The organism is Lysinibacillus sp. FSL L8-0126, assembly GCF_038630385.1.
Lineage (GTDB): Bacteria > Bacillota > Bacilli > Bacillales_A > Planococcaceae > Lysinibacillus > Lysinibacillus fusiformis_D.
Genome location: NZ_CP152028.1, coordinates 3,014,816 through 3,029,972, shown reverse-complemented (window position 1 = coordinate 3,029,972; position 15,157 = coordinate 3,014,816). Strand labels below are relative to the sequence as shown.

Genomic DNA, 15,157 nt, shown 5'->3' with positions numbered 1-15,157 from the left:
CAGCCAGAGGCTTTCACTTCTTTTCGTTGAAAGAAGTTAAATGGATTTAATATAATCATACACAGAAACTAATGCTTCTTCAAGTTTTGAGGCATCCTTTGCACCTGCCATCGCCATATCTGGGCGACCGCCACCTTTACCGCCACAAGCTTCTGCAACCATTTTCACAATATTCCCCGCATGGTAATTACCACCAACTAATTCTTTGGAAACCCCAGCGCATAACATAACTTTTTCGCCATCAACCGCTCCAAGAACAATAACTGCTTTTGGCATTTTCACTTTTAAGTCGTCCATCATTTGACGCAGTTGATTATTATCTTTCGCATCTACTTTTGTCGATAGAACTGTCACATCACCAATTGTTTGTGCTGCATCAACGATAGCTCCTGCCTGTGCATTTGCGATTTTTTGGGATAAGGCTTCATTTTCTCGTTGTAACTCTTTATAGTCAGCCTGCAATGCCTGCACTTTTGTCACGACATCTTTAGGGTTTGCTTTTAATAATGCTGCTGCCTCATTTAATAAAGCTTCTTCCTCTTTTACTGCTTCATAGGCAACCTTACCTGTCACAGCTTCAATACGGCGAGTACCTGCACCAATACCACCTTCTGAAACAATTTTGAAGAAGCCAATTTCAGAAGAACGTTTGACATGGATACCACCACATAGCTCAATCGAATAATCTCCTATTGATACAACACGAACTACATCGCCATATTTTTCACCGAACAATGCCATTGCACCCATCGCTTTCGCTTCGTCAATGCCTTTTTCTTCAATAACGACCTCTATATCATCCCACACTTTCTCATTTACAATACGCTCGATTTGCTGTAATTCTTCTTTTGTAACTTGACCAAAATGAGAGAAGTCAAAACGTAATCGGTCAGGACCTACATATGAACCAGCTTGATTAACATGATCGCCTAGCACATCTTTTAATGCACGTTGCATAATATGTGTCGCTGTATGGTTTTTAATAATTAAATTACGGTCATCACGATTGACCACTGCTTGCACTGCATCTTCTACATGCATTTCACCAGATTCAACTACTACTGTATGAAGCGGTTGACCATTCGGTGCTTTTTGAACATCTTTTACGATAGCCGTAAAACGATCATTTGAAATGGTACCGCTATCAGCAATTTGACCACCCATTTCTGCATAGAATGGTGTCTTCGCTAAAATAACGAATGCTTCTTGTCCTTCAGAAGCAACTTTTGCTACTTGACCATTGACGATCATTGCAGCGATTTCAGTAGAAACCGTTAACGTATCATAGCCAACAAATTCACTTGCAACTGTTAAGTTTGCTAATACTTCATTTTGTACTTGCATAGAATCAACATCTTGACGAGCTGCACGAGCACGTTCACGCTGTTCTTCCATCGCTGCCTCGAAGCCCTCATGATCAACCTTCATGCCCACTTCTTCTGCATATTCCTCTGTTAATTCGATTGGGAAGCCATACGTATCGTATAAACGGAAGGCATCTGCACCAGGAATATAATCGTGGCCAGCTGTTTTTTGCGATTCCACTACTGCATTAAAGATTGCTAAACCACCGTCCAATGTTTCATGGAAACGAATTTCTTCATTTTTAATGACACGTTGAATAAATTCACATTTCTCCGTTACTTCTGGATAGAAGTCTTCCATGATTTTCCCTACAGTTGGTACCAGTTCAAACATAAATGGCTTCTCAATGCCAATTTGTTTAGCATAACGAACAGCACGGCGTAATAAACGACGCAATACATAACCACGTCCTTCGTTTGAAGGAAGAGCACCATCGCCAATGGCAAAAGCTACTGTACGAATATGGTCTGCAATAACTTTAAACGGTGTATTAATATCCTCTTCTGAGCCGAAAATTTCATTTAAATCTACTTCGCTAGGACGCTTATATTTACGGTTGGCAAATTCCTCGATTTTTTCAATGATTGGCATGAATAAATCTGTATCGAAGTTTGTTGGTACATTTTGAACAACAGATACAATACGCTCTAAGCCCATACCTGTATCAATATTTTGCTTTGGTAGGGGTGTGTATGTACCATCAGGATTATGGTTGAATTGCGAGAACACAAGGTTCCAAATTTCGAGATAACGTTCGTTCTCCCCACCTGGATACATTTCAGGATCATTTTCATCTGAGCCATATTCTACACCACGATCATAAAAAATCTCTGAGTTAGGACCAGATGGACCTTCTCCAATATCCCAGAAGTTTCCTTCTAAACGGATTAAACGCTCTTCAGGAATACCGATTTCTTGATGCCAAACATCATATGCTTCCTGATCTTCAGGGTGAATTGTGATAGATAATAACGCTGGATCAAAGCCCATCCATTTTTTATCCGTTAAAAACTCCCAAGCATAATGGATTGCTTCTTTTTTGAAGTAGTCACCAATGGAGAAGTTTCCTAACATTTCAAAGAATGTATGGTGACGAGCTGTTTTCCCAACGTTCTCAATATCATTGGTACGAATCGATTTTTGTGCATTCGTAATACGTGGATTGTCAGGAATAACACGACCATCAAAATATGGTTTAAGAGTGGCAACACCTGAGTTAATCCATAGTAGTGATGGGTCATTTATTGGCACAAGTGGCGCTGATGGCTCATGATGATGTCCCTTTTCTTTAAAAAATTCCAAATACATACGGCGAATATCTACTGCTTTCATTGGATAAATTCCTCCTATTTTATATTGTAAAATCACGATAAGAATCCTGCGATCTACATGAATTACACTTTGGAGAGTACTATCGAAGAAAATAAAAAAAGCCCTCATCCCCAAAAAAGGGACGAGGACTTGTCATTTGTCTCGCGGTACCACCCTAGTTGTAAGTAAAAAATGCTTACTTACCTCTTTAGCACTTGTAACGTCAGTGAACGGCAGGGATTAGCTGCACTCTGGAGTAGCTTTCGGCATTTGCTGTCGTGAGGATTTTTCCAGCCTAGAAATCCCTTTCTTGTACACGCACAAATACGTACTTTTTCCATCATCGTTTTACTTTTTCTAACGAAATTATAAAAAAAATCTATTGTGCTGTCAATTAGTACTACTATGACTAATGCTATCTAAGCAATCATTTTTTTAAAATATACCCACATACCCCAAGTAAAGAGCACTAGAAAAGCACTGATTGCAATCGTTGCAATAGGTGAATCCTGATAAGGTAACGGCACATTCATACCAAAAAAGCTAGTGATCACAGATAATGGTAACATTATTGTAGAAATAACTGTTAGTAAATTCAGCTTTTCAATGGATTTACCACTATTAATTGAAAAATATGTGTCGAGTGTACTGTTAACTAAATCGCGGTATGTCTCTGTAGAGTCAACAATACGTTCTAGATGGTCATTTAAATCTTTATAGAATGGGATATTTTCTTCCTGTATCTCAAATTTCCACTGACCATTGATTGTTGAAAAAATTCTTCTTTGCGGCATGATGGCCTGGCGAATTAAAATAATGGCCCGCTTTAGTGCAAGAAATTCCTCAGTCACTACTTTAGGTTGATACTCATAAATTTCTTCTTCTAGTTCATCTATGCGAGTTCGAATTCGCTCTAATACTGGAAAATATTCATCTGTAATGCCATCTATAATGGTATGCAATAAAAAATCAGTACCCTTTTCCATATATTCGGAACGATTAACACAAACATTTTCCATGTGACCTAGCCATTGCAATTTCCGTTTGTGTACAGTGACAACATAGTTTGGACCCATAAAAATATTGAGCTCAACGGTTGTAATTTCATTATTACTTTTTTCATTATAAATGGGTGCATGGAAAACAAAAAATTTATAATCGCCATAATTGTCCATTTTCGGACGGGAGCCTTCATGTAAGCAATCTTCAACCGCTAATGGATGAAAGCCAAATACATCTGCTATATTATTCAATTCATTATAACTATACGCATATAAATCTACCCATAATAAATCTTCATTATGAATAGGTAGTTGTAAATCCTTCATGTTGAAATCATGTTGGACTGTCTTGTTGCTGCTATTAAAATAGTGGATTTTAATCATTGCACTTCACCTCATGTTTTGTTATTGAGGGAAACAAAAGGTCATCCTTTATCGCCTTTTGTCTGCGTTGGTGATCCGAAATGGATGCCTTTTATTTGTTTCCGTTTGCCTAGAATGATACTTATTCGGTTCAGGACTACTATCCATTTCTCATCACCTTCCTTTCATAACAAAAACACGCCTTCTACGAATGAAGGCGTGTTGAATACACATATCAAAAAAGAGCAATAAAAAATCGTTGCATGCGTGTTACCTTCAAACGTTGAGTTTTAGCACTATGCGGCATAGGAATATGTCCAGCTACGTTAAAAAACACCTTATTTCGATGATTTCTGTTGACCCATTGGCGTCTCTCGACATTTTTGGGTAGTAGCGTATCTCCAGCATAGGAGCCTCACCTAACGAAGGGATGTTATTCTTTTATTCCTATAAATCATAGCGGATTGAATTCAAACTGTCAAACTGTAAATCATTCATTTTTTAAAAAGTCTTCTACTCTTTGCACGAATTGGTCCCGTTTATACGATTGATAGAGCAGGCTAGATAAACGCACTGGATCACCAAAGAAAAAGCGTTCATACAGTGTTTGCCTTGTGCCAAAACTACTCATTGTTAAATCCCAAGCTAAACGAAATTTTTTCACTCGCTCTTCGCCTTTATCTTGGAATGATTGCAAATAGTGATCAAGATCTCCTTCATCTGCTGCAAATGCTTTGGCACTTGGTATGGACATTAAGCCGCTTGCCCCAAGTTGTTGGATGATTTCCGTAAAAGTCGGATATACTCTCGGGAAAATTTGAATGGCTACTTGCAAAGTTGAGAGGTCTGGTCGAAGAAAGCCGAACATATCTCGCTGTGCATCTATTTCTGATTTTACGAGCATTGCCTTCATCGTTTCTAGTGTCACAATTACATCCACTACTTTTTGTTGTACATGTTGATAATCACCGATATTAATGGTGTCCACAATCGACTGCACAACACCTAATACAAATTCAGTCTTCGCAATTTGCCGAGAAAGTACTTGATGTAAACTGTATGCTTGGAAGCCACTAACATTCATAAATTGATTGGCAACATCTACATTTTCGTAATAAAAAACCCGTTCCCAAGGGACAACTACATCATCAAAAACAACAATCGCATCCATTTCTTCAAAACGAGAGCTTAATGGATAATCAAATGAGGAATCTCCACCTACAAAAGATTGGCGACATAAAAACTTTAAGCCCTTCGTATTACTCGGTATCGAAAAGCCGAAACCTTTTCCTTCATCATAACCATTTGTTGATAAAACGAGCAGTTCATCCGTTATGCCGCCTTGTGTTGCTAGTAATCTCGCCCCTTTAATGATTAAACCTTCACTCGTCTTGTCAATAATTTTGGCAGCAATCGTCACTTCTTCATCCTCATAGTAATAGCGCTTACGGTTTACCTGTGGTTCGATAAAGGTATGGGTCATAGTAATATCATTCTCACGAGCATACTCATAAAACTTCAGTAAATGCTCTGGAAAACAATTTGGCTTATCTTTTAAAAAGTCTGACGCTGAAGCTAAGGCCATTAAGGTCGTATTCATATAATCTGGGCTTCTCCCCATAAAACCATGGGAAGATAATGCCCATTCCCTTGCCGCATGGCGCCTTTTCACAAGATCTTCTGGCGTCATTACTTGAAGAAAAGACATGCCAACTCTCTGCTTGCTAGTTGGCGATTCATAGGTCATTTTTTCAAGAAGAGCCCCTTGATGTTGTAAGTCAAAAAGTTTTGCTTGACTCTGCATAATCCCCTTAAATGCAGGATGTTCTGACACCTTTCCTGTCACGACTTCCCCATCAATCGAAATATACGTTTTTAAAGCATCTATACGTTCAATATACTGTTGCCCTGTCATTATTGGCATGCTGTCACCCCTATACATTCCCTATGTTTTTGTACTCACCTAGTATATGAAATGTCCAAATATTAGGTGACGATGGGCTAAATAGAAAAGCCCGACTAGACAGTCTAATCGGGCATATACAGCAAATAGTAATTATTTTAGTCATTTAAAAAATCATAAGGGGAGATATCATTCATCCCAATCATTGGATGAATATATGGTGCTGTTTCTACTGTTAGCTTTTGTGCTATGGAGACGGGATTGTTCAACTCCTGCTCCTCTATTGACATAGCCTCCACTTCCACAATTTCTTCATTGATATCCATCGGATTAAGTCTTGCACGTAAAGAAGTGAAACGCTGTAGGTCATCTGTACGCTGTAAGCCATCTGCAAGTACATCGGGTTCACCACATAAAATCAAAAAGTTTTTAGCACGAGTAATCCCTGTGTATAAGAGATTACGCCGCAGCATTTTTGAATATCCTCTGACAACTGGCATAATAACTGTTTGAAACTCAGAGCCTTGAGATTTATGAATAGAGCAGCAATAGGCTAGTGTCAATTGGTTCAAATCACTGCGTTGATAAGTTACCTCGATACCATCAAAGGATACGATCAGTAAGTCCTGTTTTTCGATCGTTTCTTTTGCTTTAATAATACTGATGACCTCGCCCATATCTCCGTTAAAAACATTGCTCTCAGGTTGATTGACCAACTGAAGTACTTTATCTTTTATGCGATAAGTCACATCACCAAAGACCAGCTCTTTTCTTGTTCCCGTATCATTTGGATTAATGAGCTCTTGAATCATTTTATTTAAATTATCAATACCAGCCGTACCTTTATACATGGGTGCTAGCACCTGAATATTGCGAATTTCCTGTCCTTTGGCTACTGCACTTTTGACAACCTGCGTGACAACATTGGCAACTTGATCGGCTGAAGCCTTTATAAACGAACGATCAGATGTTTTAGCTGTTAAATCATTTGGAATCGTTCCCTTTTTAATTTGATGGGCAAGCTCAATAATTGTAGAGCCCTCTGCTTGTCGATAAACATCTGTTAGTTCAACAGTTGGCAGTTGCTTTGATGCTAATAAATCCTTTAACACCTGTCCTGGCCCTACTGGTGGAAGCTGGTCCTGGTCCCCTACAAAAACAACCTGGACATCTTCATGTAAAGCTTTTAATAACTGATGGGCAAGCCATGTATCCACCATAGACATTTCATCCACAATGATGAGCTTTCCTGTTACCTCACGCTCTGTTTCTTCCTCTTTTTCTTGCCCTGTAAAGCCAAGTAGACGATGAATGGTCATTGCAGGAAGCTCAGTTGATTCAGCTAACCGCTTGGCAGCACGTCCAGTTGGTGCACAAAGGATGATAGGAAATGGTTCTTCTTTTTGAGCATATTCTTTTGGATTTAATGATAAACCATGTAGCTTTGCATAAACTTCAACCACTCCACGTACAACCGTTGTTTTTCCAGTACCCGGTCCACCTGTCAAAATCATGACGGCTGAATTTAAAGCCTGTTCAATAGCATTTGCTTGTGTCTCAGCGTAGGTGACATTGAGTAGCTCCTCTGTTTCTCCAATGGCTTTTCTAATTTCGTCCTTACTAAAATGCTCAGCCTTATTATTTCGCTCAATGAGCGATACGATTTTAGAGGCAATCCCTACTTCAGAAAAATAAAGGGATGGTAAATATAATCTAGTTTCTTCACCACAAATTTTACCTTCTTCACGTAGCTCAATACAGGCTTTAGAAATGTCCTCAAACGGGATCTCCTGCCGCTGACTTTGTTGAAGCATATCCTTTACAAGCGGTAGGACATGCTCCGCATCTAAATAGACGTGTCCATCTGATAAAGCAGCTGTATTTAACACATGAAATATCGCTGCTTTGACACGATCAGGATGTTTACCAGTAATTCCTAGTTTAGCCCCTAATTCGTCAGCCCGAAAGAAACCAACGCCTTCAACATCTTCGATCAAGCGATATGGATTTTCAGTTAGTAATTCTATGGCTTCAGTTCGATAGGTTTGATAGATTTTCATACCGAGCTGTGGACCAAAGCCCCACTCATTCAGTTGAATCATCACACGTTCTAGGCCTAGATTTTGTTCGATGGTGCGATGAATAACTTCTTTTTTTTCAGTGGATAAGCGTGGAACGGCGTCAAGTGCACTAGGATCTTCTAAAATAACACGAAGAGCATTAGCCCCTAGTTTTTCTACAATCGTTTCAGCCGTTTTTTTCCCAATTCCTACAAATAAGTCACTAGATAAATAATGAATAATCCCTTGCTCAGTTGCAGGAACCTCTTTCGTAAATGTCTCGATTTGAAATTGAGCACCATATTTAGGATGCTGTTTTAAGATACCCGTAAAACGATATTGTTCATCCATTTGTAATGGTGGAAAATAACCAACAACGATAATTTCTTTATCTTCATATTGTAAGTTCGTCTCTTGTATTTTCACACGTACAATCGAATACATATTTTGTGCATTATGAAAGATAGAGACGATTGGACGTCCGAGTATAAAGAATTTATTGAGTTCAAATAAATCTAGATGATCGGTCATGTTCGGTCCGTCCTTTCTTATTGTCTTCAATCTTTTTATTTTACCATAGCCTCATCAAAATATCGTAGATAAAAATGTATTCTCTACTTTATTTTTACATTATTGCGACAAATGACAATTCTCTGCCTTTATCTCTTATTCCATGCTATGATAAATAAGAATTAGTCGCACGGAAGGATTGTGAAGTTAGTGGAATTTAGACCTTGCATCGATTTACATGATGGCAAAGTAAAACAAATTGTAGGAAGTACTTTGGGTTATGCAAATCAAGCTGTCGTAGAAAATTTTATTTCTACACATGACGCTAGCTACTATGCACAAATGTTTGCAAAAGATCGCTTAACAGGTGGACATGTTATCATGCTTGGTTCTGGGAATGAAGAAGCCGCCTTAGCCGCTTTAGCAGCCTATCCTCAGGGCTTACAAATTGGTGGCGGCATCACGGCTGATAATGCACAAAAATATATTGAAGCAGGCGCTTCGCATATTATCGTGACATCCTATATTTTTCATGATGGACAGCTAGACCTAGCACGTTTAAAGTGTTTAAACCAACTGATAGGTAAAGAACGTCTAGTCATTGATCTTAGCTGCAAGATGCGTGATGGAAAGTGGTTTGTCATGACAGATAAATGGACTACATATAGTCACTTCGAAGTCAATGCAGCATCTATTGCCTATCTAGAAGATTTTTGTGATGAACTTTTAATTCATGCCGTCGATGTTGAAGGAAAAAAGGGGGGAATGCAGGAAAGCCTAGTAAGGGATTTGGCTGCCTGGACTTCTATTCCTACTACCTATGCAGGTGGTGTTCGTTCGCTGGAGGATTTAGAAAAATTTAATCAATTAGCCAACGGAAAATTGCATGTAACCATTGGCAGTGCCCTCTCTATTTTTGGTGGGGAGTTACCTTATACAGATGTAGTAAACTATTGTGAAAGAGGTGGGATCTTGTGAAGCTAATTTATAAAGATTATGTTTTTCCATTTCAAGAAACAAATTTAGAGAGAATCATAGATGGTAAATATTTTAAAGTAAATAAAAAAGATCATTCTCTTGTGATTCACGTGCAACTGGACAACGAACAAATGTTACTAGAGTTTTCAAAATCATTAAAGGCAACTTGTGGCTTGTTACGCGATCAAGAAACAAAACCGTATATCGGAACATATATTGATTTACAGGTTTTTGTCGATGAATTTAATAAGCGCTATAACTTAAATGCTGAAATTATTACTTAAACCGAAGGGGCACTAGCTCCTTTTTTTCATTTTCTCACCTCCGTCTCCTCTATTCCTTTCAACAATTTCTGAAACCTTTTGTTTGTCATATGAGTTATATATTGTATAGCATTACGTATAAGGGGGTCACATGACTAAACTCCATATTAAACATATACTACCTTATTTTTTTATGCTTCCCGCACTTCTTATAGGAACGATCGCTATGATCTTCTACGGTGTAGACATAAGTATTTGGATACAAAATATATTCATCTGGATGTTAGGCGTTTGTTTTTGCTATGTCATTTTAAATAAAACACCCCTAATAGAACTACATAAGAACCCTCTTTTGGTCACATCTATTTTAACTATTTTACTTATTCTGCCCTTTTGGTTTAATGGCTTAGAGGGTGTCCACCGATGGGTAACTTTGGGTCCATTCAATTTTTATATGGCCAGTATTATTTTACCTATGCTCATTGTTTATTTGTGGAGGCTATCAAAAAGTAATTATTTACCATATGTTATAGGATTCATGATTCTCATAGGTGGTATTTTACTATTGCAACCAGATGCAGGGCAAATTACTGCTTTTGCTTGTGCCTCCACCATTATTTTATGGCGAGCTATAGAAAACCCTAAATGGCAGTATATTACGCTAATCATACTAACCCTATATGTCTTTACACCCTGGATTTACATCGATCATTTAGCTCCTGTACCATATGTAGAGCAAATAATATTTTTAGTAGCAGATATGGGAAGTATGTTACTTATTTTAGGAGTTGGAGCCCTTCTATTATTAGTCTATCCATTCTTTATCACATGGAAAAAAGATATATTAGGACTCTATTTCTTGATGACAATTCTTGTCACTTTCTTTGGCCATTTTCCAATGCCTATTATGGGCTATGGAATTTCACCCATTATTGGCTATCTCATTGGGATGACAGCCACACAGAAAATAAAAATGGCACAAACCAACTAGAAAGGATTTACAAACTATGAAAACTGGACTAGAGGTAAACTCTTTAAAAACATTCCAAACTGAATTAACACGTTTCTTTTTAGCCTACAAATTTGCTCTACAGGAAGTAGAAACGAAAATAAATATATTGCAAGAAGAATTTAAGTTGATTCATGAATACAATCCAATTGAGCATATTTCCACTCGTGTAAAATCACCGAAAAGTATTTTAGCGAAGATGATGAAAAAAGAGCTTCCCCCATCCATGGAGGCTGTTCGTGAAAATATTCGTGATATAGCAGGCGCTCGCATCACCTGCTCTTTCGTGGAAGATATTTACAAGGTTAGTGCCATGTTACAGGCACAGCATGACATTGAGGTTGTTGAAGTGAAGGATTATATTGCTTATCCAAAAGAAAATGGCTACCAAAGCTTACATCTCATTATTAAAATTCCTATCTTTATGTCAGACCATATGGAAAAGGTTTACACCGAGATCCAAATTCGTACAATAGCAATGGATTTTTGGGCAAGCTTGGAGCACAAAATTTATTATAAGTATAACAAAGATGTACCCGAGCATATTCGTATTGAATTAAAAGAAGCCGCACTACAAGCAGCCGAATTAGATCGAAAAATGGAGCGTTTGAATAAAGAGATCAATATTTTAAAAGAAAATGAAGCAGAGCCATCATTACTAGACAGTACCCCTATTTCACATTTAGCGAAATACTTAACAGAACTACCTAACAATCAATGACACTCCGTTGTCATTATGACCAAAACTAAATGAACATAAAAATCCACCTAGCTTTCGGTGAGAAAAGTAAAAGACCCAATTGTCCAATGTTCTTTTTCACAGAGAGTGAGGTGGATTTTTACAGTTTTAAAGCTTTGTAATGATTATGCCTGCTCCTTGGATTTCGTCGCTACAAAGAAGGAGAAAATCAGGGCACAAATGGCAAAAACAAAGGTAGCGACATAAACATAGCTTACGCCATTCGCAATAGTTTCTTTTAAAAAGCTTACTTCTTCTAGACTAAAGCCACCTCTTGCAAATTCACCATTTAATTGAATTTCACCTTTTCCTAATGAAGCCATTTTTTCACTCGTTGCTAAGTTAAAAATCATCCCAAATAGTGCTGCCCCAATCGCTTGACTAAATGTATTTGTAAAGGAGTTTAAACCAATTGAGATGCCAAGCTGCTTCGGATTTGCCACCTTTTGAATGGAAATCATCAACATTGGCATGATAAAGCCCATTCCTAGCCCAACTAATGATGAAGCGAAATAAGCGCTGAAATCGCTAGAACCTGAAGATAGTCTTGCCAGTAATAGAGTACCCGTAACCAGTAAAATTGTCCCCATTTGAATAATTCTTTTATTCGTTAAACGCCCGATTAAATAACCTGCCATAATGGAGTTTACCGTCCAGAAAATAGACATCGGTGTTAATAATAAGCCTGCTTGTGTTGCATTTTTACCAAGAACACTTTGGGCAAATATCGGAATATAAACCGTTACACCAATCACAATAGACATCCCGCTTAATGTTAAGGCATTTATGACCATTAGTCGCCCATTTTTAAACAGTGCTAACGGAATAATTGGCTCTTCAGCTCGTAATTCCACCCAAATAAAAATACTAAGGAAGACAACCGCAATTAGATACATTAGCAATGATTGACCTGATAACCAAGCCTGCGTTTTACTGTTTTCGATAATCACAAATAACAACGCCACCATGCCAATTGTAAATAGTACAGCACCTAGGTAGTCAATTTTACGCTTCACCGCTTCTATTTGCTCTTTATAATGTTTCGCAATTAAATAAATAGATGCTAAACCAAATGGTACATTAATGAAAAATATAAAGTGCCATGACACTTGGTCTACAATAAAACCTCCAAATAATGGACCAACTACGCCAGACACGCCCCATACCATACTTAAATAGCTTTGTCCTTTGGCACGCGCTTTTTCAGTCTTATACAACTCCCCAACCATTGTTAATGTGATGGGTAAAATTGAACCTGCACCAATACCTTGGATTGCACGAAAGACAATTAATTGCTCCATCGATTGGGCTAAACCACATAACATCGAGCCTACTAAAAAAATAATAATCCCTGTAATAATCATCCGCTTGCGTCCAAATAAATCAGCTAGCTTGCCAAAAATAATCGCAGCAATAGCAGAGGCTAGTAAATAAGCGGAATAAATCCAGCTAATTAAGTCTACGCCTAATAAATCAGCTGTAATACTTGGAATAGCCGTACTTACAATTGTTCCTTCAATTGCGGCAAGTGCTGTTACAAGTAATAGTGCAATAAATACTTTATTCATCCTGTCACCTTTTCCTTTCCTGCATAACAAACATTACCAAGTTTGAACGAAAAATAAAAGAGGAAGGAATTCATTTGCTGAAAAATAATAAATGAGATTTATAGATTGCTTTGCATTTTGATAGAAAAAAGCAGCAAGTTCATCAATTGACACTTGCTGCTAATCACCTATCAGTTAAATCGTTGGGCAATCATATCATATATATATCGTGCTTGGTCATATTCAGGTTGTAATGTAAAGGCTTGTTTCAAATGATACATTGCATCTTCCGTTTGTTCTGTGGAAACGGCATAGAGCACACCTAAATTATAATGTGCATCTGCATTATTCCAATCCTGCTCGATTAAGAGATCCAGTTCCCTCTTCCCTTCCTCAAACATTTCTAGCGCACATAGCACAATCGCATAGGTTAAACGAATTTGTGTATCTTCTGGCGCAATTTCTACGGCACGTTGTAAATAGGGCAATGCCAGTTTTGAGTTCTCCATACGCTCAAAGCATTTCCCCATCATATAATAAACATCTGCCCCTTCAATCTGATGTTTAAGTGCTTGTTCATACAGTTTTGCAGCTTCCGCATAGCGTTCCGCATTATAATATAAATTGGCTAAACCGTAATAAGCTGTCGCTGCAGTTTCATCTACAGTAATCGCCTTTTGGAAGAAACGTTCTGCACGTTCTGTATCCTCTAACACAGCTAACAAATTGCCGAAATTCACATAACCAATGGCATTTTCGGGCTCTGCTTCAATTGCTTTTGTAAATAGTTGGGCAGCATCCTCATAACGTTTTTCTTGAAATGCTTGAATGCCCTGTTCATTATAATTCATTTGTTCTTCACCTCTATGTAGCGAAAGACTGCTTCTAGAAAGCCAAGAGGCAGTAAGAGCAGTCTTAACGCAAGTTATCCAACATATGTTAGTTTTTCATTACTTTTAAAGACTTCGTCAATCGTACCGCCACCCATACATTCATCACCATTGTACAGCACTACGGCTTGTCCTGGTGTAATCGCACGTACAGGCTCTGCAAATGTAATGTGTGCACGACCATCTGGTAAAATTTCTACTTCTACTGGTGTATCTGTTTGACGATAGCGGAATTTCGCTGTGCAAGAAAATTTCCCAGGCAATTTTTTTGTCGAAGTATAGTTCATTTTCACAGCAGTCAATGATGTAGAGTATGAAAACTCATTGTCAAAGCCTTGTCCAACAAGTAACACATTACGCTCTAAATCTTTCCCTAGCACAAACCAAGGTTCACCGTCTCCACCAATACCAAGACCATGTCGTTGCCCAAGTGTATAGTACATTAAACCATCATGTTGTCCCATCACAACGCCATCCATTGTTTCCATTTTGCCAGGTTGAGCTGGTAAATATTGACTCAAAAACTCCTTGAAGTTACGTTCTCCGATAAAACAAATTCCTGTTGAATCCTTTTTCTTAGCAGTGGCAAGTCCAGCTTCCTCTGCAATTTTACGCACTTCTTTCTTCTCAATATCGCCAATTGGGAACATCACATGGGCTAATTGCTCCTGTGATAGTTGATTTAAAAAGTATGTTTGATCTTTGTTATCATCAACGCCACGTAACATTTTCACTTCACCATCAACACTTCGATCAATACGTGCATAGTGTCCTGTCGCTAAGTAATCGGCGCCTAAGTTCATGGCATGCTCCAAAAATGCTTTAAATTTAATTTCTTTATTGCACATCACGTCAGGGTTTGGTGTACGCCCTGCTTTATATTCTTCTAAAAAGTATGTGAAAACTTTATCCCAATATTGTTTCTCGAAATTGACAGCATAGTATGGGATACCGATTTGATTGCACACTTTAATCACATCATCATAATCTTCAGTCGCTGTACAAACACCGTTTTCATCCGTATCATCCCAGTTTTTCATGAAGATCCCGATTACTTCATACCCTTGTTGTTTTAACAAGTATGCAGCCACCGATGAATCTACCCCACCTGACATGCCGACGACAACGCGAATTTGTGAGGGGTCACGTGTTTCTTTCATTGTGGTCACCTTTTCTTTTATCTAATTACAGTTGATGCTTCAAAAGATATAGAAACAT

11 protein-coding genes and 1 riboswitch are annotated in these 15,157 nt (G+C 38.1%); of the genes, 4 read left to right on the top strand and 7 right to left on the bottom strand.

The genetic code is table 11. From position 1 onward, the window contains the following. Nucleotides 1-36: 36 nt before the first annotated feature. The 4 genes from alaS to MHI34_RS14745 all read right to left on the bottom strand — a co-directional run bounded on the left by alaS (nt 37) and on the right by MHI34_RS14745 (nt 8,534). A complete protein-coding gene (gene alaS, locus MHI34_RS14760) occupies nt 37-2,697 on the bottom strand; it encodes an alanine--tRNA ligase (RefSeq protein WP_342503580.1) in 2,661 nt (886 codons plus the stop codon). Between the two features lie 398 nt (nt 2,698-3,095). Then, complete coding sequence (locus MHI34_RS14755) at nt 3,096-4,061, bottom strand: magnesium transporter CorA family protein (RefSeq protein WP_036124338.1); 966 nt, start codon at nt 4,059-4,061, stop codon at nt 3,096-3,098. 247 nt (nt 4,062-4,308) lie between these two features. Next, a riboswitch (M-box (ykoK) riboswitch) is annotated at nt 4,309-4,474 on the bottom strand. A 56-nt stretch (nt 4,475-4,530) separates the two neighbouring features. Beyond that, nucleotides 4,531-5,964 (bottom strand): 4-hydroxyphenylacetate 3-monooxygenase, oxygenase component, encoded by a 1,434-nt coding sequence (gene hpaB / locus MHI34_RS14750; RefSeq protein WP_036124339.1) that lies wholly within the window; start codon nt 5,962-5,964, stop codon nt 4,531-4,533. 137 nt (nt 5,965-6,101) lie between these two features. Further along, a complete protein-coding gene (locus tag MHI34_RS14745) occupies nt 6,102-8,534 on the bottom strand; it encodes an ATP-dependent RecD-like DNA helicase (RefSeq protein WP_058844063.1) in 2,433 nt (810 codons plus the stop codon). A 189-nt stretch (nt 8,535-8,723) separates the two neighbouring features. Here MHI34_RS14745 and hisA point away from each other — a divergent pair, with 189 nt between their 5' ends. The 4 genes from hisA to MHI34_RS14725 all read left to right on the top strand — a co-directional run bounded on the left by hisA (nt 8,724) and on the right by MHI34_RS14725 (nt 11,484). Then, nucleotides 8,724-9,491 carry a phosphoribosylformimino-5-aminoimidazole carboxamide ribotide isomerase gene (gene hisA / locus MHI34_RS14740; protein WP_271910490.1) on the top strand — a complete coding sequence of 256 codons (768 nt, stop codon included), beginning with the start codon at nt 8,724-8,726 and terminating at the stop codon, nt 9,489-9,491. Continuing rightward, nucleotides 9,488-9,775 carry a hypothetical protein gene (locus MHI34_RS14735; RefSeq protein WP_342503579.1) on the top strand — a complete coding sequence of 96 codons (288 nt, stop codon included), beginning with the start codon at nt 9,488-9,490 and terminating at the stop codon, nt 9,773-9,775. The genes hisA and MHI34_RS14735 overlap by 4 nt, the downstream gene beginning before the upstream one ends. 130 nt (nt 9,776-9,905) lie before the next feature. Beyond that, nucleotides 9,906-10,745: a hypothetical protein gene (locus tag MHI34_RS14730; protein WP_342503578.1), complete on the top strand. Its 840-nt coding sequence runs from the start codon at nt 9,906-9,908 to the stop codon at nt 10,743-10,745. Between the two features lie 16 nt (nt 10,746-10,761). After that, nucleotides 10,762-11,484 (top strand): GTP pyrophosphokinase family protein, encoded by a 723-nt coding sequence (locus MHI34_RS14725; protein WP_036124348.1) that lies wholly within the window; start codon nt 10,762-10,764, stop codon nt 11,482-11,484. 143 nt (nt 11,485-11,627) lie between these two features. Here MHI34_RS14725 and MHI34_RS14720 read toward each other — a convergent pair whose 3' ends face one another. The 3 genes from MHI34_RS14720 to mnmA all read right to left on the bottom strand — a co-directional run bounded on the left by MHI34_RS14720 (nt 11,628) and on the right by mnmA (nt 15,099). After that, a complete protein-coding gene (locus MHI34_RS14720; RefSeq protein ID WP_101966500.1) occupies nt 11,628-13,070 on the bottom strand; it encodes an MDR family MFS transporter in 1,443 nt (480 codons plus the stop codon). 170 nt (nt 13,071-13,240) lie between these two features. Beyond that, nucleotides 13,241-13,900 carry a tetratricopeptide repeat protein gene (locus MHI34_RS14715; RefSeq protein ID WP_058844059.1) on the bottom strand — a complete coding sequence of 220 codons (660 nt, stop codon included), beginning with the start codon at nt 13,898-13,900 and terminating at the stop codon, nt 13,241-13,243. 74 nt (nt 13,901-13,974) lie between these two features. Beyond that, nucleotides 13,975-15,099, bottom strand: a complete 1,125-nt coding sequence (gene mnmA / locus MHI34_RS14710; RefSeq protein ID WP_058844058.1) for a tRNA 2-thiouridine(34) synthase MnmA — start codon at nt 15,097-15,099, stop codon at nt 13,975-13,977. Nucleotides 15,100-15,157: the final 58 nt, after the last annotated feature.

What these genes read in the sequence shown, in the direction of transcription:
- alaS (WP_342503580.1), bottom strand. Translation starts at nt 2,697, where the DNA reads ATGAAAGCAGTAGATATTCGCCGTATGTATTTGGAATTTTTTAAAGAA.
- MHI34_RS14755 (WP_036124338.1), bottom strand. Translation starts at nt 4,061, where the DNA reads ATGATTAAAATCCACTATTTTAATAGCAGCAACAAGACAGTCCAACAT.
- hpaB (WP_036124339.1), bottom strand. Translation starts at nt 5,964, where the DNA reads ATGCCAATAATGACAGGGCAACAGTATATTGAACGTATAGATGCTTTA.
- MHI34_RS14745 (WP_058844063.1), bottom strand. Translation starts at nt 8,534, where the DNA reads ATGACCGATCATCTAGATTTATTTGAACTCAATAAATTCTTTATACTC.
- MHI34_RS14730 (WP_342503578.1), top strand. Translation starts at nt 9,906, where the DNA reads ATGACTAAACTCCATATTAAACATATACTACCTTATTTTTTTATGCTT.
- MHI34_RS14725 (WP_036124348.1), top strand. Translation starts at nt 10,762, where the DNA reads ATGAAAACTGGACTAGAGGTAAACTCTTTAAAAACATTCCAAACTGAA.
- MHI34_RS14720 (WP_101966500.1), bottom strand. Translation starts at nt 13,070, where the DNA reads ATGAATAAAGTATTTATTGCACTATTACTTGTAACAGCACTTGCCGCA.
- MHI34_RS14715 (WP_058844059.1), bottom strand. Translation starts at nt 13,900, where the DNA reads ATGAATTATAATGAACAGGGCATTCAAGCATTTCAAGAAAAACGTTAT.
- mnmA (WP_058844058.1), bottom strand. Translation starts at nt 15,099, where the DNA reads ATGAAAGAAACACGTGACCCCTCACAAATTCGCGTTGTCGTCGGCATG.